26 protein-coding genes are annotated in these 25,722 nt (G+C 30.8%); 14 read left to right on the top strand and 12 right to left on the bottom strand.

Annotation, left to right across the window (positions count from 1 at the left end):
- The first annotated feature begins 160 nt into the window (after nucleotides 1–160).
- The 11 genes from CAMP5121_RS01130 (at nucleotide 161) to argS (ending at nucleotide 10,357) form a co-directional block, all read left to right on the top strand.
- Nucleotides 161–664 (top strand): ubiquinol cytochrome c oxidoreductase, 2Fe-2S subunit, encoded by a 504-nt coding sequence (locus CAMP5121_RS01130; RefSeq protein WP_039618773.1) that lies wholly within the window; start codon nucleotides 161–163, stop codon nucleotides 662–664.
- A 1-nt stretch (nucleotide 665) separates the two neighbouring features.
- A complete protein-coding gene (locus tag CAMP5121_RS01125; RefSeq protein ID WP_039668616.1) occupies nucleotides 666–1,910 on the top strand; it encodes a ubiquinol cytochrome c oxidoreductase, cytochrome b subunit in 1,245 nt (414 codons plus the stop codon).
- A 2-nt stretch (nucleotides 1,911–1,912) separates the two neighbouring features.
- Entirely contained in the window at nucleotides 1,913–3,040 is a 1,128-nt protein-coding gene (locus CAMP5121_RS01120) for a c-type cytochrome (RefSeq protein ID WP_337214555.1), read from the top strand.
- Nucleotides 3,041–3,213: 173 nt separating this feature from the next.
- A complete protein-coding gene (gene rpsB, locus CAMP5121_RS01115; protein WP_039626640.1) occupies nucleotides 3,214–3,999 on the top strand; it encodes a 30S ribosomal protein S2 in 786 nt (261 codons plus the stop codon).
- Entirely contained in the window at nucleotides 3,999–5,075 is a 1,077-nt protein-coding gene (gene tsf / locus CAMP5121_RS01110; RefSeq protein ID WP_263664303.1) for a translation elongation factor Ts, read from the top strand. The genes rpsB and tsf overlap by 1 nt, the downstream gene beginning before the upstream one ends.
- 2 nt (nucleotides 5,076–5,077) lie before the next feature.
- Entirely contained in the window at nucleotides 5,078–5,713 is a 636-nt protein-coding gene (locus tag CAMP5121_RS01105) for an ABC transporter ATP-binding protein (protein ID WP_337214554.1), read from the top strand.
- The gene (gene fliR / locus CAMP5121_RS01100; RefSeq protein WP_263664301.1) at nucleotides 5,700–6,470 is read left to right on the top strand and encodes a flagellar biosynthetic protein FliR; all 771 of its coding nucleotides are present in this window, start codon (nucleotides 5,700–5,702) and stop codon (nucleotides 6,468–6,470) included. The genes CAMP5121_RS01105 and fliR overlap by 14 nt, the downstream gene beginning before the upstream one ends.
- 59 nt (nucleotides 6,471–6,529) lie before the next feature.
- A complete protein-coding gene (locus CAMP5121_RS01095) occupies nucleotides 6,530–7,900 on the top strand; it encodes a hypothetical protein (RefSeq protein ID WP_337214553.1) in 1,371 nt (456 codons plus the stop codon).
- Nucleotides 7,897–8,511, top strand: a complete 615-nt coding sequence (gmk, locus tag CAMP5121_RS01090; RefSeq protein WP_337214552.1) for a guanylate kinase — start codon at nucleotides 7,897–7,899, stop codon at nucleotides 8,509–8,511. The genes CAMP5121_RS01095 and gmk overlap by 4 nt, the downstream gene beginning before the upstream one ends.
- Nucleotide 8,512: 1 nt before the next feature.
- Nucleotides 8,513–8,752: a twin-arginine translocase TatA/TatE family subunit gene (locus tag CAMP5121_RS01085; RefSeq protein ID WP_039618758.1), complete on the top strand. Its 240-nt coding sequence runs from the start codon at nucleotides 8,513–8,515 to the stop codon at nucleotides 8,750–8,752.
- A 9-nt stretch (nucleotides 8,753–8,761) separates the two neighbouring features.
- The gene (gene argS / locus CAMP5121_RS01080; RefSeq protein WP_337214551.1) at nucleotides 8,762–10,357 is read left to right on the top strand and encodes an arginine--tRNA ligase; all 1,596 of its coding nucleotides are present in this window, start codon (nucleotides 8,762–8,764) and stop codon (nucleotides 10,355–10,357) included.
- On the opposite strand, the gene CAMP5121_RS01075 is transcribed toward argS, so the two are convergent.
- The 6 genes from CAMP5121_RS01075 to CAMP5121_RS01050 all read right to left on the bottom strand — a co-directional run bounded on the left by CAMP5121_RS01075 (nucleotide 10,354) and on the right by CAMP5121_RS01050 (nucleotide 14,127).
- Complete coding sequence (locus CAMP5121_RS01075; protein WP_039618755.1) at nucleotides 10,354–10,872, bottom strand: threonine/serine exporter family protein; 519 nt, start codon at nucleotides 10,870–10,872, stop codon at nucleotides 10,354–10,356. The genes argS and CAMP5121_RS01075 overlap by 4 nt on opposite strands.
- Complete coding sequence (locus tag CAMP5121_RS01070) at nucleotides 10,869–11,645, bottom strand: threonine/serine exporter family protein (protein WP_337214550.1); 777 nt, start codon at nucleotides 11,643–11,645, stop codon at nucleotides 10,869–10,871. Before CAMP5121_RS01070 ends, CAMP5121_RS01075 begins: the two co-directional genes overlap by 4 nt.
- A gap of 151 nt (nucleotides 11,646–11,796) precedes the next feature.
- Nucleotides 11,797–12,402, bottom strand: a complete 606-nt coding sequence (locus CAMP5121_RS01065; RefSeq protein ID WP_337214549.1) for a DedA family protein — start codon at nucleotides 12,400–12,402, stop codon at nucleotides 11,797–11,799.
- 49 nt (nucleotides 12,403–12,451) lie between these two features.
- Nucleotides 12,452–12,880 (bottom strand): trehalose-6-phosphate synthase, encoded by a 429-nt coding sequence (locus CAMP5121_RS01060; RefSeq protein ID WP_337214548.1) that lies wholly within the window; start codon nucleotides 12,878–12,880, stop codon nucleotides 12,452–12,454.
- A gap of 47 nt (nucleotides 12,881–12,927) precedes the next feature.
- Nucleotides 12,928–13,410 (bottom strand): peptidylprolyl isomerase, encoded by a 483-nt coding sequence (locus CAMP5121_RS01055; protein ID WP_337214547.1) that lies wholly within the window; start codon nucleotides 13,408–13,410, stop codon nucleotides 12,928–12,930.
- A 9-nt stretch (nucleotides 13,411–13,419) separates the two neighbouring features.
- Nucleotides 13,420–14,127 (bottom strand): YebC/PmpR family DNA-binding transcriptional regulator, encoded by a 708-nt coding sequence (locus CAMP5121_RS01050; RefSeq protein ID WP_337214546.1) that lies wholly within the window; start codon nucleotides 14,125–14,127, stop codon nucleotides 13,420–13,422.
- An 80-nt stretch (nucleotides 14,128–14,207) separates the two neighbouring features.
- On the opposite strand from CAMP5121_RS01050, the gene CAMP5121_RS01045 reads away from it, so the two are divergent.
- The 3 genes from CAMP5121_RS01045 to CAMP5121_RS01035 are packed head-to-tail and all read left to right on the top strand — an operon-like array spanning nucleotide 14,208 to nucleotide 17,055.
- Nucleotides 14,208–14,753: a GNAT family N-acetyltransferase gene (locus CAMP5121_RS01045; protein WP_263727863.1), complete on the top strand. Its 546-nt coding sequence runs from the start codon at nucleotides 14,208–14,210 to the stop codon at nucleotides 14,751–14,753.
- A complete protein-coding gene (locus CAMP5121_RS01040) occupies nucleotides 14,754–14,945 on the top strand; it encodes a heavy-metal-associated domain-containing protein (protein ID WP_263663078.1) in 192 nt (63 codons plus the stop codon). It begins immediately after the preceding gene.
- Nucleotides 14,935–17,055: a heavy metal translocating P-type ATPase gene (locus tag CAMP5121_RS01035; RefSeq protein ID WP_337214545.1), complete on the top strand. Its 2,121-nt coding sequence runs from the start codon at nucleotides 14,935–14,937 to the stop codon at nucleotides 17,053–17,055. The genes CAMP5121_RS01040 and CAMP5121_RS01035 overlap by 11 nt, the downstream gene beginning before the upstream one ends.
- 63 nt (nucleotides 17,056–17,118) lie before the next feature.
- Here the strand turns inward: CAMP5121_RS01035 and CAMP5121_RS01030 are convergent, their stop codons facing one another.
- The 6 genes from CAMP5121_RS01030 to alaS all read right to left on the bottom strand — a co-directional run bounded on the left by CAMP5121_RS01030 (nucleotide 17,119) and on the right by alaS (nucleotide 25,650).
- Nucleotides 17,119–19,014 carry an NAD(P)/FAD-dependent oxidoreductase gene (locus CAMP5121_RS01030; protein WP_337214544.1) on the bottom strand — a complete coding sequence of 632 codons (1,896 nt, stop codon included), beginning with the start codon at nucleotides 19,012–19,014 and terminating at the stop codon, nucleotides 17,119–17,121.
- Nucleotides 19,015–19,104: 90 nt separating this feature from the next.
- Complete coding sequence (locus CAMP5121_RS01025; protein ID WP_337214543.1) at nucleotides 19,105–19,665, bottom strand: sulfite oxidase heme-binding subunit YedZ; 561 nt, start codon at nucleotides 19,663–19,665, stop codon at nucleotides 19,105–19,107.
- Complete coding sequence (gene msrP, locus CAMP5121_RS01020; protein WP_337214542.1) at nucleotides 19,665–20,558, bottom strand: protein-methionine-sulfoxide reductase catalytic subunit MsrP; 894 nt, start codon at nucleotides 20,556–20,558, stop codon at nucleotides 19,665–19,667. Before msrP ends, CAMP5121_RS01025 begins: the two co-directional genes overlap by 1 nt.
- A gap of 81 nt (nucleotides 20,559–20,639) precedes the next feature.
- Complete coding sequence (locus tag CAMP5121_RS01015) at nucleotides 20,640–22,571, bottom strand: PBP1A family penicillin-binding protein (protein ID WP_337214567.1); 1,932 nt, start codon at nucleotides 22,569–22,571, stop codon at nucleotides 20,640–20,642.
- Nucleotides 22,571–23,113 (bottom strand): septum formation inhibitor Maf, encoded by a 543-nt coding sequence (gene maf, locus CAMP5121_RS01010; protein ID WP_337214541.1) that lies wholly within the window; start codon nucleotides 23,111–23,113, stop codon nucleotides 22,571–22,573. Before maf ends, CAMP5121_RS01015 begins: the two co-directional genes overlap by 1 nt.
- A complete protein-coding gene (alaS, locus tag CAMP5121_RS01005; RefSeq protein ID WP_337214540.1) occupies nucleotides 23,113–25,650 on the bottom strand; it encodes an alanine--tRNA ligase in 2,538 nt (845 codons plus the stop codon). Before alaS ends, maf begins: the two co-directional genes overlap by 1 nt.
- Nucleotides 25,651–25,722: the final 72 nt, after the last annotated feature.

The raw sequence follows: 25,722 nt of genomic DNA, 5'->3' as shown, positions 1-25,722 counted from the left end.
ATAAATTTATCTATTGTTATGATTTAAAACAAACATTTATTTTTGTTTTTAAATAAATATCCATATATCTTAAATCAAGCTTTTTATACCAAAGAAAAAATTTATCATTTTTTAGATAAACTGCTAAGTTTTACAAAAAAATCAAAACAAAGGAAGTAAAATGGCTACATCTGAAAGTAGACGAAGCTTTATGGGCTTTGCCTTTGGAACGGTAGCTGCTGTGGGTGGTGCTTTTTCATTAGTTGCAATGAAAAAAACATGGGATCCACTCCCAAGTGTAAAAGCAGCAGGTATTACTACTGTAGATCTTTCTGGCATGAAAGAGGGCGAGCTTAGAACAATTGAATGGCGTAAGAAGCCTATATTTATCTTAAAAAAAGATGCAGATATGGCAAAAGATAGCAATAGAGATGTTGTTGTAGGTGATGTTGCTTATACTGTAGTTATTGGTCTTTGTACGCATTTAGGCTGTATTCCAGCTTACGCTCCAAGCGAAAAATTATTTAAGTGTGCTTGCCATGGTGGTGAATTTGACACCAGTGGTAAAAATGTATTTGGTCCTCCTCCAAGACCTTTGGACATTCCTCCTTTTAGAATTGATGGAACAAAATTAGTATTAGGCGAAGAAGGTCCAGAATATAAAAAAATGATCGCGGAGGCTTAATATGGCACAGATAAAAAAAGCAAATGGTATTGTAGATTGGCTTGATCAAAGATTAGCTGTAAATAAGCTTTTTAATGTTTTAATGGCTCAATATTGGATACCAAAACAAATTAACTTCTTATGGGCAATGGGTGTTATTTTAACTACTCTTTTTGCTATTTTATTTATTTCAGGTTTATTTTTAGTAATGTATTACAAGCCAGATGTAGCTTTGGCTTTTGATAGCGTAAATAAAACCATTATGCAAGAAGTGGAGTATGGGTGGCTTTGGCGTCATATGCACGGTGTGGCTGCTTCGGTTGTATTTTTAATCATATATATCCATATGTTAACAGGAATTTATTATGGCTCTTATAAAAGAGGCCGCGAAATGATTTGGATTAGTGGTATGCTTTTATTTGTTGTATTTTCAGCAGAAGCATTTAGTGGATATATGTTGCCTTGGGGGCAAATGAGTTTTTGGGCTGCTCAAGTTATTACTCAACTTTTTGGTGGAATTCCTTTTATAGGTGATGCGTTGGTTATTTGGATAAGAGGAGATTTTGCAGTTTCAGATCCAACTTTAACTAGATTTTTTATGTTGCATGTATGTTTATTGCCTATCGTGATTTTAGCAATTATTGCATTTCACTTTTATTCTTTAAGAATTCCTCATGTAAATAATGAAATTTCAGAAGAAATTGATTTTGATTTAGAAGCTGAAAAATATTTAGCAGGTGATACAAAAGGTTCTAAAGTTATTCCTTTTTGGCCAGGATTTTTAGCTAAAGATTTTATGTATATTGCGCTATTTATGATTTTCTTCTTTTATTTAGTATGTTTTAAATTTAATTTTGCAATGGATCCAATCAACTTTGACCCAGCAAATTCTTTAAAAACACCTCCTCATATTTATCCTGAATGGTATTTCTTGTGGAGTTATGAAGTTTTAAGAGGATTTTTCTTTGATGTTGGAAGCATTAAAGCTTTTGATATAGGGCTTGCAGCATTTGGTATAGCACAAATTATTTTCTTCTTATTACCTTGGCTTGATAGAAGTGATGTTGTAAAACCAGCACATGAAAGACCGATGTTTTTTGTATGGTTTTGGGTGTTATTGATAGATTTAATTGTACTAACAGTTTATGGAAAACTTCCTCCAACAGGAATTAATGCTTGGATAGGATTTTACGCTTCTATGGTATTTTTACTATTATTGTTAGTAGTCTTGCCAATTATTACTATCATGGAAAGAAAAAGGGGCTAATAATGAGAGAATTAAAAATATTTTTTGTAGTTGTCTTTTTCACAGGTTTAGTTTATTGGGGTGTTGAGCCTTATGCACATTCAGTGATGAATCCTCCTTCAACTCCGGTTAATTTTGACTTTGCAAAAGCTGATGCAGAATTTACCAAAGGTGAAGTTGCTTTAAAAGAAAAGGCAGCAATGGATGCTAATGCTTCAGGAAGTGAAAAAGCTATAGCTAATGCTCAAAAAGCATTAGAGCTTGCTAAAAGCCAAGAAGAAGCTACTAAGCAATTATGGGAAAAAATCGCAAAAATCGATTTTACTAAAGGCAATGCACAAAAAGGAAAAGAACTTTTTGAAGGAAATTGTATTGCATGTCATGGTGTAAAAGCTGCTGGAATTCCTGCTACTATCACAGATTCTTCTTTAGGTGTAACACCTCCTGATTTAAGTGATGCGGGTGCTATTTATGATGAGAAATTTTTAACCGCACTTATCATTGATCCGGTTAAAGCTTTGCAAATTTCACATAAATTTAATGATGAAAATCCATTCTTAATGCCTGCTTATCCTTTAAGTGGCGATGAAGCACAAGATAATCAAGATTTGGCAGACTTAATTGCATTCTTTAAAAATACAGCTAGTGAATATGAAAAAGAATTTGATACAAAATTAAAAGCTGATTTAGAAGAAAAATATGCTAAAAATCAAGAGCTTTCAGAGCAAGCAAAAACAGCTTTAATTGCAAAAGAGTTTGATTTTGCTAAAAACAAACATACATTTGAAAATGCTTGTGGAAGATGCCATGATGTAAAATATGATGGCTTTGTTTCAAGCTCAAACATGAGTGATTTAAAAAATTATCTTGGTATGACACCTCCAGATTTATCTATGATGATTCGTTCTAAAGGTGCACATTATCTTGAAATCTTCATCAATGAACCTCAAAAGAAAATTCATGGAACTGCTATGCCAAGAGTTGGTTTGAATGAAAAAGCACAAACCCAAGTTATTAATTATCTTGAAAAAGTTGGTGATAGTAAAAAAGAAGAAAGAGAGCAAACAGGATTTTATATTATGATATTCTTTGCTATCTTAAGTATTTTTGCTATAGGCTGGAAAAGATCAGTTTGGTCTAAACTACACTAATTTACCCAAAGAACGCTTTGTGGCGTTCTTTTTCTTCAATAATAAGCTAAATATAAAATAAAATTTGATATAATATTCTTTCATTTCACACGCATTAATTTCCTTATTAGGTTGCTTATGGGTTAAAGAATGCGGAGGAATAAACCTAATTATTTTATTTCAAGGAGAATTTCATGGTAAGCATGAGAGATTTATTAGAGTGTGGTGTACACTTTGGACACCAAACAAGAAGATGGAATCCAAAAATGAAAAAATTTATTTTTGGAGAAAGAAAAGGTATTTATGTAATTGATTTACAAAAAACACTTAGATATTTTAGATACACATATAATATCGTTCGCGATGCTGCTGCAGAAGGTAAAACAATTTTATTTGTTGGTACTAAAAAACAAGCTGGTGGAGCGATTAAAGAATATGCTGAAAAATGCGGTATGCCTTATGTAAATCATAGATGGCTTGGTGGTATGATGACTAACTTTGGAACTATCCGCCAATCGATTAGAAAATTAGAAGTTATAGAAAAAATGGAAGAAGATGGAAGCATTAAGCTTTTAACTAAAAAAGAAGCTTTAATGCTTACTAGAAAAAAAGAAAAATTACTAGCATATCTTGGTGGTATTAGATATATGAAAACTCAACCTGATATGATTTTTGTTATCGATACTGTTAAAGAAAAAATTGCGGTACAAGAAGCTAATAGATTAAAAATCCCTGTGGTTGCTCCACTAGATACAAACTGCGATCCTGACTTAGTAGATTTCCCAATTCCAGGAAATGATGATGCGATTCGTTCAGTTCAACTTTTCTGCCAAGAAATGGCTGAAGCAATCAATGAAGGTAAAGCTTTAAGAGAGCAAGATGGTGAAGTAAATGAAGAACAACCAATCTCTGAAGAAGAAAAAAAAGAAGTTTTAGAAGAAGCTATGAGTGAAGAAGATTTTGAAGGAGATAAAGAGTAATGGCTGAAATCACTGCACAAATGGTAAAAGAACTGCGCGAAAGTACTGGCGCAGGTATGATGGATTGTAAAAATGCTTTAAAAGACACAGATGGTGATTTTGAAAAAGCAGTACAACTTTTAAGAGAAAAAGGACTTGGAAAAGCTGATAAAAAAGCTGATCGTTTAGCTGCTGAAGGTTTAGTAAGTGTAAAAGTAAGCGATGATTTAAAATGCGCAACTGTAAGTGAAATCAATTCTGAAACAGATTTTGTTGCTAAAAATGAACAATTTATTGCTTTAACAAAAGATACAACAGCACATATTCAAGCTAAAAGCCTTCAAAATGTTGAGCAGTTGCATTCAAGTGAGATTAATGGTGTTAAATTTGAAGAATATTTAAAAAATCAAATTGCAACTATAGGTGAAAATTTAGTTGTAAGAAGATTTGCTACTGTAAAAGCTGGAGCTAGTGGAGCGGTAAATGGTTATGTTCATTCTAATGGACGCGTGGGTGTTATTATTGCTGCAGCTTGTGATAGTGAAGCTACGGCTAATAAGTGTGGAGAATTTTTAAAACACCTTTGTATGCATATTGCTGCAATGAAACCAAGTTATCTATCTTATGAAGAGCTTGATATGGATTTTGTAGAAAATGAATATAAAGCTTTAGTTGCAGAGTTGGAAAAAGAAAATGAAGAAAGAAGAAGGTTAAAAGACCCTAATAAGCCAGAGCTTAAAATTCCAAAATTTGCAAGTAGAAAGCAATTAACTCAAGAGATAATCCAAGAAGCTGAAGAAGCTATTAAAGCTGAACTTCAAGCACAAGGAAAACCAGAAAAAATTTGGCCTAACATTATCCCAGGTAAACTAAATAGCTTTATAGCGGATAATTCTCAGCTTGATGGTAGACTTACTCTAATGGGACAGTTTTATGCGATGGATGACAAAAAAACTGTTGAGCAAGTAATTGCAGAAAAAGAAAAAGAATTCGGTGGAACTATTAAAATAGTAGAATTTATTCGTTTTGAAGTGGGCGAAGGTCTAGAAAAGAAAACTGAAGATTTTGCTGCTGAAGTTGCTGCGCAAATTGGTTAAAAATGGAACTTTTAAAAGCGGAAAATTTAAGCCATGGTTTTGATATTCCGCTTTTTGAAAATTTAAATTTTACTTTAAATACAAAAGATTGTATCGCAATATGTGGAAGTAGTGGGTGTGGCAAATCTACTCTTTTACATATTTTATCTACCTTGTTAAAACCTCAATCAGGAAAAGTTTTTTATAATAATCAGGATTTGTATTCCTTAAACGATGAAGCTTTATTAGAAATTCGTAGAAAAGATTTTGGGATTATTTTTCAAATGCACTATTTATTTAAAGGTTTTTTAGCTTTTGAAAATATAGAGCTTGCAAGTATTTTGAGTAGGCAAAATATCGATTATGAGTTATTAAAAAAACTTGATATTGTTGATTTAATGAATCAAAAGATCACAAAATTAAGTGGTGGACAGCAGCAACGAGTAAGTATAGCTAGAGTTTTAAGTAAAAGACCAAAAATCATTTTTGCTGATGAGGCTACTGGTAATTTAGATTTTAAAAATGCTTTAAATGTGTTAGATATTTTGATTAGTTATGTCAAAGAAAATAATGCAGCTTTAGTTTTTGTGACTCACGATCAAGAACTTGCTAAAAAATGTGATAGGATTTATCATTTAAGTAATTATGGAATTTGTTAAATATTTAGGCGATGAAAATGTTGTAATTTTCATGCTTTTATTTGCCAGAATGAGTGGATTAATAGTATTTTTCCCTTTTTTTTCTCACAATAGTATACCTTTGGTAGTAAAAACAACTTTAGCTTTATTTTTAACAATGTTTTTATATCCTTTGGCAAAACTTGAAAATAATACACCTGATTCTTTTTTTATTTTATATCTTTTAAGTGAAGTGCTTTTTGGGATGGTTGCAGGTTTAATTTTGCAAATGATTTTTGCCATTTTACAAATGGCAGGTGAGCAAATTTCTTTTACCATGGGTTTTTCTATGGCTAGTATTTTAGATCCAGCTACAGGTGCTAATACTCCAGTAATTTCTCAAGTTTTAAATTTGCTTGCATTGTTGGTTTTTTTAGCATTTGATGGTCATCATTTGGTATTGCTTTTTATATCTAGTTCGTTAGATTATATTAGTTTGGGTGGATTTTATCCGCATGAGAATTTAATGCTTTATTTGAATAAAGCTATGGTAAATATCTTTGTGCTCGGTTTTTCTATGGCTTTTCCTATTTTAGCAATATCTTTATTATCAGATGTTATTTTTGGTATGCTTATGAAAACTATGCCACAATTTAATCTTTTAGTGGTGGGTTATCCTATCAAGATATTTTTATCTTTTGCGGTGCTTATTGCTATTTTACTCATCATGATGCAGTATTTTAAAAATTTAATGTTAAAAAGTTTTGAGCATATGGAGTTATTGTTTTTCAATATATAAGCAATAAATAATTAAAAATGTTTTAAAATAATACATTTCTTTAACTTGGGAGATGACAGATGAAGGTTGTGCTGATAAATTCTAATGTAGCTGTTTCAAAATTAATTAGTTTGGGGGTTCAAAAACTAGGTTATGAATTTGAAGAGCTTGCAAATGCTGAAGAACTTGAAGAATTTTATGATATTATCATCATAGATCATGATATTGAAGCTAATTTAGATGAATTGAAAAGTAAATGTAATAGATTGATTTATTTATTGCCTAGAAACCAAGAGCAAGTAGAAGGCGTAGAGTGTTTATATAAGCCTTTTTTACCGACTGATTTTATAGAACTTTTGGGTAATGAAAAAACTTTAAGTGAAAGTAAGGATAGTACTTTAGAAGAAGATGAATTGAGTTTTGATGAGGATGTTTTAATTGATAAAGATATGCCTTTAGATGGAAATGAACTTTTGGCTGGTATTGATTTGTCTGAGCATGAAGAAAGTTTAAGTGAAGATGATTTAAATCTGCAAGAAGATTTTTTTGAAGAAAATTTAGATAATTCATTAGAAGCTGAAGATAAATCTAAATTATCAAATGAAGCTGATATTGACAAGGAATTAGATGATAAGTTAACATTAGTAGATGAACAACATGAAGAAAATATAGAAGAAAATATAGAAGAAAATATAGAAGAAAATATAGAAGAAAATATAGAAGAAAATATAGAAGAAAATATAGAAGAAAATATAGAAGAAAATATAGAAGAAAATATAGAAGAAAACCCCGCCGAATTTGATTCTCTTGATGATTTACCTATGGTTGAAGAAATGAGCGAAAAAGAGATGAGTTTTGATGATTTACCTGAAGATGCTCAATTTATTGGTGAAGCAAAAGATGGTGATAGTGTTGCAGAAGAAAATGAACCTTTAGTAGAAGAGGTTTTTGAAGATGAAAGTATAGATGATTTTCAACCAGAAGAGGAGTTAAGCACTCAAGATAAAATAAAAGAAGAATTAGCTGCTATTGATGAACTAGATGAAGAATTTGGTGATATTGATGAGAATTTAATGAGTGATTTTGATATGCAGGATTTAAGTGAGGGTGAAGATTTACAAATGAAACCACAAGCCGATGTGAATGAGGAAAATATGAGTGAAGTTTTAGATGAAACGCAAGATGAATTTGCAAATTTAAACGAAAATGATATTATGTTAGCTTTAGGAGAAGAACTTGCTCCAGCTATTGTAGAAAAGAAAGAAGTAAGCAAGGTAAACACTGAAGAAAAAGCAGAGAATTTACAAGAAGATGAAATGGTAAATGAGCTTAGTAAAAGCATAGCTCAAACTATCACTTCGAGTATTACTGATGATACTTTAAAAGCAGCCTTAAAAGGCATGAAAATGAATATAAACATTAACATAAGCTTTGATGAGGATAAACATTGAGTGGCCAAATTTTAATCATCTCAGGGCCAAGTGGAGCAGGGAAGAGTACCTTGCTTCAAAGGCTTTTTAAAGAAAAAGATAATATTTATTTTTCTATTTCAAGCACAACAAGAGCTCCTAGAGAAAATGAAAAAAATGGAGTAGATTATTTTTTTATTAGCGAAGAAGAATTTAAACAAGGTATAGAAAAAGGTGATTTTTTAGAATGGGCTTTGGTGCATAAAAATTATTATGGCACTTCGTTAATCCCTGTGAAAAAAGCATTACAAGAGGGTAAAAGTGTCATTTTTGATATCGATGTGCAAGGTTTTTGTATAGCTAAAGAAAAAATGCCTGAATATATTACTTCTGTTTTTATTACAACTAAAAATAAAAAAGAACTTGAAAAAAGATTGCTTAAGCGAAATACTGATAAAATAGAAGATATTAGCAAAAGATTGGAAAATGCTAGTGATGAAATGGCTTATTTAGATCAATATGATTTTTTAATCATAAATGATGATCTTGAAAAAAGCTATAGGGAGTTAGAAGCGGTTTTTGAAGCTTCAAAATTAAAAAGTACAAAACATGATTTAAAACAAATTCAAATTCAATGGAATAAAGGAGAATAAAATGCATATGCCAAGCGGAACTCAATGGTTGATTATATTACTTATAGTAGTGTTACTTTTTGGTGCAAAAAAAATTCCAGAGCTTGCTAAAGGCTTAGGAAAAGGTATTAAAACTTTTAAAGATGAAATGAATACAGAAGATGATAAAAAAATCGTTCAAGAAGATGCGCAAAAAATTGAAAAAATCAATGAAAAAGATGTTCTTGTAAAAGAAAATAACGAAGAAGTAAAAAAAGCTTAAGGCAATACATTGAAAACTTTAGTTTATAAAGAAATTAAAGAAAAATTAGGAAGAGATTTTATCTTAGAAAATCCCAAGAATAAAAATCTAGCTCATTTTGCCACGCCTTTGGCTTTTTCTTTGGCTAAAGAATTAAAGCAAAATCCTATGATAATTGCCAATGATATTGTTGCTAAGTTAAAAGATTGTGATTGTTTTGAAAGTGTAGAGGCTTTAAATGGTTATGTAAATTTTAAACTTTCAAAAGCTTTTTTAAATTCTTTGGCTACGCAAGCTTTGGGCGATAGTGAAAATTTTGCAAAAGATGATAAAAAAGAGCAGAGTTTTTTGCTTGAATATGTGAGTGCAAATCCGACAGGACCTTTGCACATAGGACATGCTAGAGGGGCTATTTTTGGCGATACTTTAACTAGGGTTGCTAGGCATTTAGGGTATAAATTTGATACAGAATATTATGTCAATGATGCAGGTAATCAAATTTATCTTTTAGGTCTTTCTATATTACTTGCAGTAAAAGAGCATTGTTTAAAAGAGCAAGTTCAATATCCTGATGAGTATTATAAAGGCGAATATATCGTAGATGTAGCAAAAGAAGCTTTTGTTGATTTTGAAAAAGATTTCTTTGTAGAAGAAAACATTCCGCAATTAGCACTTTGGGCTAAGGATAAAATGCTTAAAATTATCAAGCAAAATTTGGCCGATGCTAAGATATTTATTGATACTTATGTGAGCGAAACGAGTTATTATAATGAATTAGAAAATACCTTAAAAGCTTTAAAAGAGCATGGCGGTACTTATGAACAAGATGGTAAAATCTGGCTTGCATCAAGTGCTAAAGGTGATGAAAAAGATCGTGTGATTATTAAAGATGATGGAAAAGGAACTTATCTAGCTGCTGATATAGTTTATCATAAAGATAAAATGAGCCGCGGTTATGATAAGTGTATTAATATATGGGGAGCTGATCATCATGGCTATATAGCTAGAATGAAAGCTGCTATGGAATTTTTAGGTCATGATAGTCAAAATCTTGAAATTATCTTAGCGCAAATGGTTTCATTATTAAAAAATGGTGAGCCTTATAAAATGAGCAAAAGAGCAGGAAATTTCATCTTAATGGGTGATGTTTTAGAAGAGCTTGGTAGTGATGTGTTAAGATATATTTTTATTAGTAAAAAATGTGATACACATTTAGAGTTTGATGTAGATGAGTTTAAAAAAGAAGATAGTTCTAATCCCATGTATTATATTAATTATGCTCATGCAAGAATTCATCAAGTATTTGCTAAAGCCGGTAAGAGTGTAGATGATGTTATGCATGCTAAACTTGAGAGTTTGAATGAAGATGGCATGAATCTTTTATTTGAAAGTTTAAATTTAAAAGCAGTGCTTAATGACGCATTTGAGTCAAGAGCCTTGCAAAAAATTTCTGATTATTTAAAAAATTTAGCTTCTTTATTTCATAAATTTTATAATGAAAATAAAGTAGTTGGTTCAGATAATGAAGATGAGCTTTTAAAACTTTTTGCCGTATGTGCTTTAAGTATTAAAACAGCTTTTGCGCTTATGGGGATAGAAGCAAAAAATAAAATGAATCACGATTAATTTTGATCGTGATTTTTACTTTTTTTAATACTTCTTGTCATCATAAAGCTTTGCTCAAAAAATAAAAGCAAAGTCACACTTACTCCTACTGCTAAGGCTAGTGTTACTGAAAGTGTTGTAAAAAAATGATCAAAAAATTGAATCAAGAAATTAGTCTTTTCGCTAATATCTTCTGAGCGTATAAAAGAAATCAAATACAATATGGCCTTATATGCATAAATTCCAGGTATCATAGGAATGAGAGCGGGAAAAGCTATGATTTCAGCAGGTGTTTTAAAAATCTTAGCTAAAAATAAACCAAGACAGCCTATACTAAAAGAAGCTATAAAGGTTGCAATAGCCAAGGTTTGAAAGCCAAAATATCCCATCAAGGTAAAGCGCATACCATGAGCTATAGCGGCTAATATGGCTGAGAGTATGAGTGTTTTAAAGGGTGGATTACACACATAAGCAAAACCAAAACCTGTTAAAGCTGCAAAAAACATATCCCAAAGTATAGAAGAATAATCAATCATCTTAAAATCCCAAAATCATTAATACCAAGAGTAGTGTAAATTCCAATGGCAATACAACATACCAATATCGCTACGCTTATAATACGACTAAGTCCCATAAGTATATGATCTTTTAAAATGTCTATAACGGAGTTTATAAAATAAACCCCAGGAATTAAATACAATATACTAGAACCCAAAGCAACATTAGCTTCTTGCACGAGTTTTAAATCCACCCCAAAAAATACAATAAAAGAGGATAAAAAAGAACAAATAATGTATTGAATTCTTAAATCAATTTTTATTCTAGTGAGTAAAACTCTTAAGCTAAAGCCTACTAAAGTAGCTAAAAATACAAATAAACAGCCATAAAAATCTCCTCCAAATAGCTTGCAAAATGCGGAATTTGCCACTGATACTAAAAATAAATTCGCTAAAAAAGGATTTCTTGTGCTTTGTTTGAGTTTTAAAAGAGAAAATTTAGCTTCTTCTAGGTTGTATTTATGATCATGAATTTGCCAGCTTAATGCACTAAGCTCTAAAATAAGTTTAAAGTTAATGTGATTGTGTTTATTAGGTATGATATAGGTTCTTTGTATGGAATTATCATCTTTATCAAAAATATTTAGTGTGGTATGATGAAAGAAAAAATTCATGTTAATCTCATAACCATATGCATTAGCTATTCTTCCAACGCACTTTGCCACTCTTGCTGTGTAGGTTCCAGCACTTAGAAAAACACTAATGTATTCGATTAAAAAATCTGTTAAATTTTGAATAGGTGGCTTTTGCATAACCTTTTTTCTTTGAAATAATTTTTATAATATTTTATCAAAAATCAAATATAAAATCATATAAATTTAAATGTTTTTAGAAAATATATATTAAATTAAAGGAAATAATAAAATACCTAGCTAATGAAACTAGGTATTTAAAATTGAAATTTTAAGATATCCTTTTTCTCTTTTGGATATAGATATAAATAGCCACAATCATAGTAGCAAAAACAATACAAGCTATAATAACAAAATGCAAATATTCTTTGATTAAATCTTCATTTTTACCTAAAACATAACCTAATATAAGCAAAATCAAACACCAAATTCCAGCCCCTAAACTAGTATAAAATATAAACTTTTTCAAATTCATTCTTGCTAATCCTGCAGGTAAAGAAATATACTGACGCAAACCAGGGATTAATCTACCACTAAAGGTGGATATTTCACCATGTTTATTAAAAAAGGCCTCAAATTGAGCAAATTTTGCTTCATTAACTCCAAAATATTTGCATATTTTTAAAAGAACCTCCCGCCCTAAAAAATAACATAAATAATAATTAAGCAAAGCTCCTAAAAGAGCTCCAAAAGTCCCACAAAATAGACATAGCCAAAAGTTAAGTTCATTTTGATGGGCTAAATATCCAGCAGGTATCATCACTACTTCACTGGGAAAAGGAAAAAAGGAACTTTCTACAAACATAAGAAAAATAATCCCCCAATAACCCCAATCTTTTGCAAGAGTGAGTAAAAAATCTATAATATCACCAAGCATAAATAACCTTTATTTTTTAAGCTAATGATATAAGTTTAGTTTTAATGTTTTAAAAATATAACATGGCTTTTGCGCAAATGATTACTAAAATACATAAAATCAATGCAATCAAGTGAGATTTCAAAGGATCTTTTCTTTTTAAAACTTTTATAAAAAATAAAGAGTAAAAAGTCAAAGCTAGCATTGTTATTAATAATAAAAGTTTGATAAATAAAAATATGCCAAAATTACTCGCAAAAAAATCCCAAAAAGAGTTAATTTCATAAAAGCTCAAAAGATAAAATCCACTTAGCAAAAGTAAGATAAAAATACCAGCAAAAATAAAAATACTTGATTTAGTATAGGCTTTTTTGATTTTATCACAATCTTCTTTGTTTGCGTGTTGATAAGCAAAGCGATAAACACATACATCAAAAAATACATAGGCTATAAAAAATACAGCACAAATAAGATGAATACAAATAAAAATAAAATGCATAATTAATCTCCTTAAAAATCATAGCACAATTTTAAGGAGATGTAAAATTAAAGTTTTTCTAAAATTTGGATAGTTTTGATTTTATCTCCTGCTCTAATGCTATCTAGTACTTCCAAACTTTCTTTATCTTCAGGGTTAATTTGCCCAAAGATAGTATGCGCTCCGTCTAAATGAGGCTGTGGGCTGTGACAAATGAAAAATTGCGATCCGCCTGTATCTCTGCCAGCGTGAGCCATAGACAAACTACCTCTTAAGTGCTTGTGTTTTTGATCGTCACATTCACATTCTATCTCATATCCAGGGCCACCTGAGCCTATACCATAAGGACAACCACCTTGTATCACAAAATTTGGAATCACGCGGTGAAAAACAAGCTCATCATAAAAACCATCATTAACTAAGTTGGCAAAATTACACACAGTTTGCGGCGCCTCATCAGGAAATAATTTTAATTTTATATCACCTTTTTCGGTGCTAATGATAGCAAAATTGTATTTTTTTGCATTTTTTGTGTCGATTTTTTTAAGCATTTTTTGATCCTATTCTATATTAGTATAAACTGCTTGTACATCATCATCATCTTCTAATTTATCAAGCAATTTTTCAATATCAAGAAGTTGTTCTTCGCTAAAATTTACAGGATTGTTTGCAAGATATTCAAGTCCTGCTTTTTTAAGCACTAAACCTTTTTTTTCTATGGCATTGCTAAGCTCACCAAAAGCAATGTAATCACCTATAATTAGTAATTCCTCTTCATTTTGTTCAAGCTCTTCAAGTCCTGCATCAATGAGTTCAAGCTCAAGTTCTTCTAAATCTCTATCATATTTTTCAAGATGAAAAACAGCTTTGCGTGAAAACATAAAAGTTAAAGAGCCATTTTGTAAAATTTCTCCACCATTTTTGCTAAAAATCGCTTTTACATTGGCTACTGTACGTGTAGGATTATCACTCATGCACTCAACAATGATTAAAGCTCCATGTGCTGCTTTTCCTTCATAGTGGATATTTTTAATATCAGCACTATCTTTTCCACTTGCTCTTTTAATAGCTGCATCGATATTGTCTTTTGGCATATTATTAGCTTTTGCAGTAGCTATGGCACTACGAAGCTTTGGATTCATATCAGGATCAGCTCCGCCTTCTTTTGCTGCTACTTGTATAGCCTTTGCAAGTTTTGGAAAAAGTTTGCTCATTTTATCCCATCTTGCTTCTTTAGAGGCTCTGCGATATTCAAACGCTCTTCCCATAAATTCTCTCTTTCTTATATTGTTTTAAAGTTAAAAGTATAAACTAAGAAGTCTAAATTTGATTTTAAAGGAGTAAAAGAGTGATCAGAAAAGCTAGAAAAGATGATGTTAAAAAATGCATACAATTGCTTGCTTTAGCAATGGATCATTTTATATACAAACTTAGTGGTTATAATGATCATCAAAAAGCCATAGAGGTTTTAGAAAATTTCTTCACTCAAGAAAATAATCGTTTAAGCTATGAAAATATATATGTTTATGAAGAAGATAGGGAAATTTTAGGTGCGATTTGTTTTTATGATGGGGCTTTGGCGGATGAGCTAGATAAGCCTTTAAATGAGCATTTAGAATTTTTAGGAATCAATGAAAAAGTTTTAAAAGAATGTGAAAATGAGTTTTACTTAGATAGTATTTGTGTGGATGAAAAAGCAAGAGGAAAAGGTATTGCTAAGAAATTGATTGAATGTGCTTTCAATGAAGCTTTAAAAAATGGTAAAAAGCTTTCATTAATCGTAGAAGATGAAAACATAAATGCAAAAATGCTTTATGAAAAAATGGGCTTTAAATTTATAAAAAATAAAATTTTTCACTCTCATAAATATGAATACAGAGAAAAAGGAGAATAAATGATTATAAAAACTAAAAATATTAATTGTCAAAGTTGTGTTAATTTAATCAAGGCTTCACTGGAAGATGAATTTGGTACTATGCAAATAAATGTTGAAACAAAAAGTATTGAGATTGATTTAAAAGCAGAGCAAGTTGAAGAGTTCAAAAAACAATTGCAAGATTTAGGTTTTGAGATAGATGAAGCATGAGTTAAAATTAAAAATAGGCAATATGACTTGTGTTAATTGCTCTAATGCTATAGAAAAAGTTTGTGCAAAAATTGATGGAGTCGAAGATGTAAGTGTTTCTTATGTCAATTCTAGTGGAGTGTTTTTGCTCAAAGATTTGTCTTTGGAAGTAAAAATCAAAGAAAAAATCAAAGCTTTGGGTTTTGAGATATTACAAGAAGAGCAAAATTTATACGAGTTTAAACTCAAAGAGCTTAAAAATATGAAAACAAAGCTTATCATGAGTATAATTTTAAGCTCTATTGCGATGTATTTTGAAATGTTTGTTCAAGGAAATGTTTCTGTTTTAATTCAAATGTTTTTATCTATGGTGGTGATTTTTTATGGTGGAAAAGGTTTTTTTATCCACGCTCTTAAAGGATTAAGACATAAAAATTTAGATATGAACACTTTGATATCCTTAGGTGCCTTTACTTCTTTTGTATATTCTTTTTTTGTGTATTTTGAGGTATTTAGCAAAGATGGTTATTTGTATTTTAGTGGCGGAGCGATGATTATAAGCTTTGTTTTATTGGGTAAATACTTAGAAGAAAAGGCTAAATTTAAATCCTTAGAATATCAAAACAAATTAAAAAACATAGATATTAAAAAAGCTAATATAATCTTAGAAGATGGAAGTATAAAAAGCATACCCAGTGCTTTTGTAAAAGAAAATGATGTGATTTTAGTAAAAGAGGGCGAAAGCGTTGTTGCTGATGGGATGATTATAGCAGGTGAAGCTGAGGTTGATGTGAGTTTTTTAACAGGAGAGTTTTTACCACTTTTAAAAAAGCAAGATGATGAGATTTTAGCAGGAACTGTGTTGATTAATGGAAGCTTAAAGATTAAAGCTAATAAAAAGGCGATTGAAAGTTCATTAGAACAAATCAAAGATCTTGTTTTTAAAGCAGGTAGTGTCAAAACACCTTTAGCAAATTTAGCTAATAAGATTTCAGCTTATTTTGTAGCTTGTATTATTGTTTTATCGCTTTTTGTGTTTGCTTTTTGGTATTTCAAAGAAGGAATTAATGCAGCGTTTTTACATGCTTGTGCTACGCTTTTAATCTCTTGTCCTTGTGCTTTGGGCTTAGCAACCCCTATAGCCATAGTTAGTGCTTTAGCAAATGGAGCAAGAAATTTTATCTTAGTGAAAAATCCAGCAGTGCTAGAGAATTTAGCTAGTATAAAACTTGCTATTTTTGATAAAACGGGCACTTTAAGTCAAGATGATTTAAGTGTTTATAAGCATGATCTAACTCAAGAAAATTTTCAAAAACTCATCCAAATTGAAAATTTAAGCTCACACCCAATCGCAAAGGCTTTTACTAAAGAATTGAATGTAAATTTAAATTTGCAAGGAAAATTAAGTGTTTTAGTGGGTAGTGGTTTGCTTTATGAGGAAAATGAAGATAAATATTTAATAGGCAATGAAAAATTAATGCTTGAAAATGGTGTTGATATGCAAAAAAGCAAGCAATTTTTGCGAGAATTTGAAGATCAAGCACCTATATGTTTGTATTTTGCAAAAAATAATATTTGTCTTGGTGGGGTTTGCTTGAAAAATGAACTTAAAAACGAAGCTAAAGACTTGATAGTAAATTTAAAGCAAAAAGGTGTAAAAAGTATTATTTTAAGCGGTGATAATAAAAAAAGTGTTGCCAAAATAGCAAATGAGCTTAATATCGATGAGTATTATTCTGACTTAAAACCCGAGCAAAAGCTTGATTTTATAAAAGAAAAAATTAAAAAAGAAAAAGTGCTTTTTATAGGAGATGGTATCAATGATGCTCCTGCTTTAAATTTAGCTAGTGCAAGCATAAGTTTTTCCAAAGCAAGTGAGCTTGCTAAAAAAAGTGGAGATTTGATTTTAATAAAAGATGATTTATCTTTAATAGCTTATTGTTTTGAGCTTTCTCAAAAAACTAAAAATATCATCAAACTCAATCTTTTTTGGGCTTTTGTTTACAATGCTTTGTGTATTCCTATTGCAGCAGGTTTTGTGCCATTTATAAGTCTTAGTCCGCATTTGGCAGCTTTGGCAATGTGTTTTAGTTCGGTAACAGTTGTACTAAATTCTTTAAGATTGCATTAGATAATTTTTTAAGCAATATTTATAAGAGTTAATTCATCAAACTCCTAAAAAGGAGTTTGATTGTTAAAGTTCGTTAACAGCACGATATGCTTGATCGATTGCCGAATGCATATAAGCTGACCAATCAGAATCTGAATTTGCTATAACGATATTTCCAAAAGGTTTTCTTGCAAGCTCTATAGTTTTTTGTACTTCTTCACTATCATCAAAAAGACTGTTTTCTGTATATGAATAACAATGCCCCCAGCGATTTACAACTATAGCCTTAATGTCTTTTTCATGGTCAAATCCAGCCGAGCCTAACATGCCTTGAAGTTGATCGCGAACGATTTTTTCATGTTCTTCAAAACTCATAGTGAATAATAAATTTCTACCCACTCTAGCTCTATCTCTTGCATCCATTCCATCAAGATCAATCCCTTGGATGTTTGCAAAAGCTAAAGGAGAGCAAACCATGTGAACACAAATAGGTTTTTTAGGATCTCTTGGATGGTGATATCCTCCCATATCCACAGGATAATCAAGTTTAGTTCTAGCATAAGGCATTTTTGGTGAATAAATTTCATGAACTCCAAGTTTTATAAATGGTTCCCAGTTGCTTATGATAACTTTAGTGTGCAAAAGAGAGGTTTTTACGTTTTTGCTTAAAGCATCTTTTTGATCTTGTGGCATGCTTGGTACTATATATGGAATCATACTATTATAATTTGCCATTACAACCTTTTTAGCTTTTACTCTGTAATTTTTGCCTTTATTAACGTAAGTTACTAAAGCTCCATCTTTTGTATTTTCTACATTAATAACAGTGCTGTTTAATCTTAAACGAACTTTGTTTTTAGCAAGATCAAGTTTAGAATAATCAAAATGAGCTAGAGTAACTTCATCCATATCTTTGCCTTTTTTAGACACATCAGGAATTAATCTTCTAACCATTAATCTAGCAACAGTAGCATTGCCATCAGCACAGTGGTGGATATATGGTTCTTCCATTTCAGCTAATGCTTCTCCTTCGATTGGATCAAGACCAAGCTTGTCAAAACCAGGCAAGAAAGAAACTCTAGCATCTTCACAAGAAACAGCATCAATACCTAAAGCCAAAAAGTCATCTGTCATACCTTCAAAAAATTTTACAGCTTGTGGTGAAAGCTTAACTTTTTCTTCTAAGAATTTTTTATAGCTTGTTTTAGCCACATACTCATCTCTTTGCTCTTTTGTCAAGCCTTTTAAATAGTCTTTTTCGCTTTTAAATAAAGCAATAAGATCTTTTTTATCTTTATCATTAAGTGGAAAATCCCCTATAAAGGCTTCAATGCTTCTTCCGTTGCTTTTTTCCTCAGGAATATCATCACAAATTACTTTTCTAGGGTTGCCACTTACGACCTTATCTACTCCAAATTCAGCCTTAGAAAAATACACACCTCTGCTAAGATTTAAATCAGGATAAAAATTTACATCAAAACGTTTAGCAAGCTCATCAATATCCACACCCAAAGATGATAATAAATCTACTACTTCTTTAGAATATAACGCCTTTGGTGATTGAAATGTTTCACTACCACCATAACTTAAAATAGTACCATCTTCTAAATCTATTTCATTTCTTCTAGCATGTCCACCAAAATCATCATGATTATCAAGGATAAGAATTTTTTTATCTTTTCCAAATTTGTTTTGATAAAAACAGGCAGCTGCTAAACCACTAATTCCAGCTCCAACCACAACCAAATCATATTCTTGTTTAGGTTTGATAGCGCTAAAGTCAAATTTTTCACCATCTCTTAGCATATGTGCAAATTCATAACTTGCATTATTGCTACCCCTTAGTCCAAGCCATTTTGGAGGATAGTATTCTTTGGTAAAATCTTCGATTTTGGCTTCTTTACCATATAATACTTGCAAAGGAGTCATTCCTGCAAGTATAGTTAAAGCCATTCCATTTAAAAAATCTCTTCTTTGCATGATTGTCCTTAAAATAAGATATATCAAGTCTTATTTTAAGAATATATTTATATATTTACTCTTAAAAGTGTTTCATTTGAATACAAATTTTTATAAAAAAGTTACTTTTTTTCTCTTTTTATAATTTTTATATAGTTTAATAAGTAGAAAAATCAAGGCTAGACTCAAAGCTAAAAAATGTGGAATTTGTGGTATTTTTGCAGATAAAAAATAATGCCAAGCTACTAGCAAAAAGCAAAAATATCCAAGTTTTCTTATTTTACTCATTTTTTTAAAAAACTTAAATGAACTTATAAACATAAATGTGAGTATAAAAAAGCTTATAAAACCACTAAATTCTAAATTTTTACTAAAAGTATCTTTGAAAAAAAATATTAAATCTAAATTTTTTCCAAAAGCAAAATAATTAAAAAAGTGAATCAAAGCCCAAAAAAATGCATAAAAACCTAAAAATTTAGGGTAATCTTTTGTGTGTTTATACTTTAAAAGTGAAAAAAACAGGCTCAATCCAAAAAAGATTAAGCTAAATATACCACTATAAAAATATACAGATTTTACAATATCAAATTCTTGCATGATTTGATAAATACTAAAAATAATACTTAAAGCAAAGGCTAAAAATCCACCGATATTATAAACTTTTTTGCTCATTAAAAATTAACCTTTAAATCCATATCTTTATACAAATGCGCTACTTCTTTTTCATAGCCATTAAACATTTGCGTAGGCTTGGTGAAAAAATCTCCCAAAGGACGCTCATTTACTTGAGACCATCTTGGATGAGAAACATTTGGATTAACATTGGCATAAAATCCATATTCTCTAGGGTTTGCTAGCTCCCATGTAGTTTTAGGTTGTTCTTTGGTAAATTCTATTTTTACAATAGATTTTATACTTTTAAAGCCATACTTCCATGGAACTACAAGACGAATCGGCGCTCCATTTTGTCCTAATAAAGGCTTTTTATACATACCCACAGCCATAAGCGTTAGTGGATGCATAGCCTCATCTAATCTTAAGCCCTCCACATAAGGATAATCAAGAGTTGGGAAAAATGAAGCTTGATCGGCAAATTGATTTTTATCAAAAAGAGTGGTAAATTTTATAAATTTAGCCTCACTTTTGACTTTGCATTTTTCTATTAAAGCACGCAATTCAAAACCAACCCAAGGCACTACCATAGACCAAGTTTCAACACAACGAAATCTATAAATTCTCTCTTCTAAAGGAAAGGCTAATAAATCTTGCATGGTTAAAGTCAAAGGCTCTTCAACTTCTCCGCTAACTTCTATTTTCCAGCCGTTTGTGTTAAAATTTTTCGCAAGCTCTACGGCTCTTTTTTTATCAGTAGAAAATTCATAAAAATTTACATAATTAGTCGCAATTTTTTCATCGCTAAGTTTTAATTTTTCATTATTAGGATCAGGAAAGAAATTTAATGCCATCAATTCAGATTGAACTAAGGCTGAACTAACTAAAGCTCCAGCACCTAGTTTTAAAAAATGGCGTCTTTTTTTATATAATTGTTCGTTTGTGATGTTCATAATTTTCCTTTATAAGTTTTGTGATATTAAAACATATAAAGGAAAATAAAAGGATAATTTTTATTATATAAAAAAATATTTTTAAAAAATTATCTCGTTATTTTCAGATAGAGCAGGGTTGTTTTTTGGAAATGGAGAGGTATTAGTGTAATACTCTCTTTGCTTTTCATAAATTCCTTGATGAACCCCTTTTGGAATGATAAATTTTCTAGCACTATCAGGATAAAGTTCTAAGTATTTTGTTAAAAATTCTTTAAAAACCGGAGCAGCAGTCCTTGCACCACCTTCGATTTGTTTCATAGGTTTATTATCATCATTACCATACCAAATGATAGCTTCTATTTCAGGAGTCAAGCCACAAAACCATGCATCTACGCTTTTGTTTGAAGTGCCTGTTTTTCCAGCTATCTCAATCCCTTCTACTCTAGCATTGCGTCCAGTACCTTTTTTAACAACATTTTGCATCATATCATTGACTAAAAAGGCTTGTTCGGGTTCGCTAATTTTTCTTTCTCCTGAATTAAATTCTACTACCATTTTGCCATTTTTATCAATTACTCTTTTAATGAGTATCAAATCTTTTTGCACGCCATAGTTTCCAAATACTGTATAAAGTTTAGCATAATCATAAATAGAAATTCCAAAGCTACCCAAAACTATAGATAAATCAACCGGTATATTCTCAAAGCCCATAAATTGAAGTTTATCATGGATTACATCAAGTCCTAGGGCAAGAGCTAAATTTATGGTAGCTAGGTTTCTTGATCCAGTTAATGCTTCTTTTAAGCTTATAAGCCCTAGAAATTTTCCACCGTAATTTTTAGGTTTCCAGTCTTTCTCATCTTCTTTGGTGCTTTCAAAAATTCTTGAAATATCAGCAACCTTACTCATAGGAGAATAGCCCATATCAATGGCAATTTGGTATAAAAAAGGTTTAAAAGAACTTCCAGGCTGTCTTAAACTTTGAGTAGCACGGTTGAAATTACTTTTTGTATAATTTACCCCACCTACTAAGGCTAATATGTCTCCATTTTGGTGATTTGCTACTATCATAGCTCCATTAAGTGTACTTAAATTGGCATCTTTGTCTCTTTTAACTATTTCATCATAGCCAAATTTTAAAGCTTCTCTTGCAATATTTTGCACATCAAGATCGATAGCAAGCTCTATTTTATAGCCACCACTTTTTAAGTCTTTAATTCCGCTTAGTTGTTTTAAAACTTCTTGAGTAACATAAGGAGCTGCATTTTGTGTTAAAGTATCATCATATACTTTTGGAATTTCTTTTAAGGCATTTTCATACTCTTCTTTAGAAATCCAACCAAGATTATACATTCTTTGTACTACGCTATTTGCTCTAGCTAAAGAAAGATCTAAATGTCTAGTAGGATCGTAAGTACTTGGAGCCTTTGGTATACCTACTAAAATGGCAATTTCTTTCAAACTAAGCTCATCTAAATTTTTTCTAAAATACCCAAGCGCAGCAGTTTTTACTCCATAATATCCATGCCCAAAGAATATGAAATTTAAATATCTTTCTAAAATTTGCTCTTTAGTTAAAGTACTTTCTATTTTATATGCAAGCAAGGCTTCTTTTAGCTTTCTACTCAAAGTGCGCTCAGGGGTTAATTCTGTGTTTTTTATGAATTGTTGCGTAAGAGTGGAAGCTCCTTCCATGGTTTTTCCACCACTTCTTATGATTTTAATGGCTGCTCTAAAAATCGCATCTATATTAACCCCGCCATGTTCAAAAAAGCTAGTATCTTCAATGGCCACCAAAGCTTCTATAAGTCTTGGTGGAAGTTCTTCATAAGGAGCGTAAAAGCGGTGTTGCTCAAAAACATTTGCAACTAACTTTCCATTTTTATCAAAAATTTGTGTTGTAAGAGGTGGTTTGTAATCTTTAAAGGTGTATTGATTTAAATCAGAATCAGAAAATAAATACGCAATAAATATAAAAACTCCAACTGCACACACTATACAAAAAGAAAGAAATATTTTTAAAATTTTTATCATAAAAATGCTTTCAAAAGTTCTATATTAAGCCCTAGTGCTGTACTTTGATGGCCTATGATTTTTTTAATGTATTTTTTATGAAAGCCCTCGCACATCACAGCTCCGGCTTTACCTTGATAAAGTTTTGACTCAATGTATTCTTGCATATCTTTTAGATCAAATTTATCCAAAATCAAATCACACTTGCTAAGATTAAAAATCTTTTTATCTTTTAAAACCAAAATCATCGCGCTTAAAACGCTAATGCTTTTGCCACTTTGCAAATTGAGCATATTAAAAGCCTCATTGTCGCTTTTAGCTTTAGTTAGAATGATATTTTGAGCACAAACTATGCTATCAGCAAATAAAACATTTTTTAAATCAGGATATTTTGCAAAAAACTGCCTTTCTTTTTCTAAAACAATTTTTTGCACATAAGAGCTTGGATTATCTTTTTTTACCAAGCTCTCATCATAATCGATAATAATTTGTTCAAAAGCGATATTTGCTTCTTTTAATAAAGCAACGCGTGAAAGCGAACTTGAAGCTAAATAAAGCATTAAATAAGACTTTCTTCTATGATTTTCTTAGCATGATCAAGCGCTTGTTCTATTTTGCTTGTATCTTTACCACCAGCTGTTGCAAAATCATCCCTACCGCCACCGTTTCCACCAAGTATTTGTGCAATTTCTTTTACCAAAACACCAGCTTTCAATGAAGCGTCTTTAACACCTGCTGCTATGATGATTTTGCCTTCTTTTTCTTGTAAAAGTAAAATTACAGCTTTGTTAAATTTGTTTTTAAACTCATCTATCATGGTTTTTATATCGCCACTGTCTATTTTTTGCACACAATATTGAATGCCATTTATTTCTTTAGAGTTTAATTCTGCTTTGTTTGAATTTTTTAATTCATTTTTTAAACTAGCTATTTCATTTTTTAATTTTGCCACATAGCTTAAAATATCATGAGTTTTTAACTCTTCTTTAGCTTGGTTTAGCTCTTTTAAATTTTCATTAACATAATCAAGTGCAGCTTTGCTTACTACTGCTTCTATTCTTCTAACTCCAGCGCTAACACCGCTTTCTTTGATGATGTAAAAACTTCCTATTTCAGAGCTATTTTTCACATGGGTACCACCGCAAAGCTCTTTACTAGCTCCTAGGGTTAAAACCCTTACTTTTTCTTGATATTTTTCACTAAATAAAGCTATGGCGCCACTTTTTTTAGCTTCATCTAAAGCCAAAATTTCAATTTTAGCTTCATTTGCTTGCATGATGTAAGTATTTACTAAAGCTTCTATTTGCTTTAATTCTTCTTTGTTTAGGGCTTTTGGATGAGTAAAATCAAACCTTAATTTATTATGTTCTACCAAAGAGCCTGCTTGGCTAATGTGTGAGCCAAGAATTTCTCTTAAAGCATGGTGTAATAAATGTGTTGCACTATGATGTCTTGCGATTTGTTCTCTTTTTTTAGTATCTATGCAAGCTAACACTTCATCATTTGTTTTAAGATCTTGTTTTAATTTCACTTGACTAAGATTAATATCAAAGAATTTTTGTGTATCTAAAACCTCATTTTCATTGATAAAGCCTATATCAGCACTTTGTCCTCCGCTTGTTGCGTAAAATGGAGTTTTTTCAAGCATTAACCATGCTATATCTCCTGCTTTAGCTTCGGTTATGATTTTAAAATTTTCATCTAAAATGGCTATGATTTTAGTTTTTTCTTCATAATTTTCATAACCACTAAAAGTATTTTTGCCAAATTTTTCTAATAAAACTTTAAAGTCTCCGCTAACTGCTTTATCTCCACTTCCTTTCCAAGAAGCTTTGGCTCTGTCTTTTTGTTCTTGCATAAGCTCATTAAATTTAGCCTCATCTACACTAAGATTTTTCTCTCTTAGCATATCTTGGGTTAAATCAAGCGGAAAACCATAAGTATCATAAAGTTTAAAAGCTACTTCACCACTAAAAATATCTTTAGTTTTTTTAAGTTCTTCATTGAAAATTTCTATACCATTTTCAATAGTGCTTAAAAATCTTTCTTCTTCTAGTTTGATTTGTTCTTTAATAAATTCTTTTTTTTCATTTAAGTAAGTATAATGCCCACCCATTAACTCACAAACTACATCTACAAGCTCATACATAAAAGCTCTTTTAAGACCTAACAAATATCCATGTCTTAAGGCACGACGCATAATTCTTCTTAAAACATAGCCCCTGCCTTCTTTATCAAAGCCAACTCCTTGAGCAAGTAAAAATACACTTGATCTTATATGATCAGCGATTACTCTATAGCTAGCTCCGCTTTCATAGGTATAAGTTTTACCGCAAAGTTTTGCAATACTCTCAATAATAGGCATAAACAAAGAACTATCAAAATTGCTAAATTTTCCTTCTTTTATAGCACTAACTCTTTCAAGTCCCATACCTGTGTCAATGCTTGGTTTTGGTAATGGAGTAAGTGTGCCATCAGCACTTCTTTCATACTGCATGAAAACGAGGTTCCAAATTTCTAAGAACCTATCTCCATCACCACCCATATAATCTTCACTAGAATTAAAATGCTCAGCACCTTGATCATAAAAAATTTCACTACAAGGCCCGCATGGTCCAGTATCGCCCATTTGCCAAAAATTATCTTTATCGCCAAATTTATAAATTCTTTCTTTTTCTATATGCTTTTGCCAAAGCTCATATGCTTCATCATCGCTTTCATGTACAGTTACATATAATCTTTCTTTAGATAATTTTAAAACTTCAGTTACAAATTCCCAAGCATAAGCAATAGCTTGTTCTTTAAAATAATCCCCAAAACTAAAATTTCCAAGCATTTCAAAGAAAGTATGATGTCTTGCTGTGTAGCCTACATTGTCTAAGTCATTGTGTTTTCCACCGGCCCTTATACAAGTTTGACAGCTTGTTTTACGCGGAGGATTAGGGCGTGGTACTTCTCCAGTAAATATACTTTTAAAAGGCACCATACCTGCATTAGTAAAAAGTAAAGTTGCATCATCAGGAACTAAAGGGCTTGAAGGAGTGATTTCGTGTCCTTTTGACTTAAAAAATTCTAAATATTCTTTTCTTATATCCATAGATTTTCCTAGCTAGTTTTTTGCTTAAAATAATACCAAAAATACTTTAAATTAAGTAAAACTATCCTATAA

It is taken from the genome of Campylobacter sp. 2352 PW (assembly GCF_024723575.1).
In the GTDB taxonomy this organism is placed as follows: domain Bacteria; phylum Campylobacterota; class Campylobacteria; order Campylobacterales; family Campylobacteraceae; genus Campylobacter_D.
This window is presented reverse-complemented; position numbering and strand designations above follow the sequence as displayed.

Coding starts and splice junctions, on each gene's coding strand:
- CAMP5121_RS01130 (WP_039618773.1), top strand. CDS start 161: ATGGCTACATCTGAAAGTAGACGAAGCTTTATGGGCTTTGCCTTTGGA.
- CAMP5121_RS01060 (WP_337214548.1), bottom strand. CDS start 12,880: ATGCATTTTATTTTTATTTGTATTCATCTTATTTGTGCTGTATTTTTT.
- CAMP5121_RS01025 (WP_337214543.1), bottom strand. CDS start 19,665: ATGAGCAAAAAAGTTTATAATATCGGTGGATTTTTAGCCTTTGCTTTA.
- CAMP5121_RS01035 (WP_337214545.1), top strand. CDS start 14,935: ATGAAGCATGAGTTAAAATTAAAAATAGGCAATATGACTTGTGTTAAT.
- msrP (WP_337214542.1), bottom strand. CDS start 20,558: ATGAACATCACAAACGAACAATTATATAAAAAAAGACGCCATTTTTTA.
- rpsB (WP_039626640.1), top strand. CDS start 3,214: ATGGTAAGCATGAGAGATTTATTAGAGTGTGGTGTACACTTTGGACAC.
- CAMP5121_RS01075 (WP_039618755.1), bottom strand. CDS start 10,872: ATGATTGATTATTCTTCTATACTTTGGGATATGTTTTTTGCAGCTTTA.
- CAMP5121_RS01085 (WP_039618758.1), top strand. CDS start 8,513: ATGCATATGCCAAGCGGAACTCAATGGTTGATTATATTACTTATAGTA.
- tsf (WP_263664303.1), top strand. CDS start 3,999: ATGGCTGAAATCACTGCACAAATGGTAAAAGAACTGCGCGAAAGTACT.
- maf (WP_337214541.1), bottom strand. CDS start 23,113: ATGCTTTATTTAGCTTCAAGTTCGCTTTCACGCGTTGCTTTATTAAAA.
- CAMP5121_RS01050 (WP_337214546.1), bottom strand. CDS start 14,127: ATGGGAAGAGCGTTTGAATATCGCAGAGCCTCTAAAGAAGCAAGATGG.
- CAMP5121_RS01095 (WP_337214553.1), top strand. CDS start 6,530: ATGAAGGTTGTGCTGATAAATTCTAATGTAGCTGTTTCAAAATTAATT.
- CAMP5121_RS01070 (WP_337214550.1), bottom strand. CDS start 11,645: ATGCAAAAGCCACCTATTCAAAATTTAACAGATTTTTTAATCGAATAC.
- fliR (WP_263664301.1), top strand. CDS start 5,700: ATGGAATTTGTTAAATATTTAGGCGATGAAAATGTTGTAATTTTCATG.
- CAMP5121_RS01125 (WP_039668616.1), top strand. CDS start 666: ATGGCACAGATAAAAAAAGCAAATGGTATTGTAGATTGGCTTGATCAA.
- CAMP5121_RS01030 (WP_337214544.1), bottom strand. CDS start 19,014: ATGCAAAGAAGAGATTTTTTAAATGGAATGGCTTTAACTATACTTGCA.
- alaS (WP_337214540.1), bottom strand. CDS start 25,650: ATGGATATAAGAAAAGAATATTTAGAATTTTTTAAGTCAAAAGGACAC.
- CAMP5121_RS01055 (WP_337214547.1), bottom strand. CDS start 13,410: ATGCTTAAAAAAATCGACACAAAAAATGCAAAAAAATACAATTTTGCT.
- CAMP5121_RS01105 (WP_337214554.1), top strand. CDS start 5,078: ATGGAACTTTTAAAAGCGGAAAATTTAAGCCATGGTTTTGATATTCCG.
- CAMP5121_RS01120 (WP_337214555.1), top strand. CDS start 1,913: ATGAGAGAATTAAAAATATTTTTTGTAGTTGTCTTTTTCACAGGTTTA.
- CAMP5121_RS01040 (WP_263663078.1), top strand. CDS start 14,754: ATGATTATAAAAACTAAAAATATTAATTGTCAAAGTTGTGTTAATTTA.
- CAMP5121_RS01065 (WP_337214549.1), bottom strand. CDS start 12,402: ATGCTTGGTGATATTATAGATTTTTTACTCACTCTTGCAAAAGATTGG.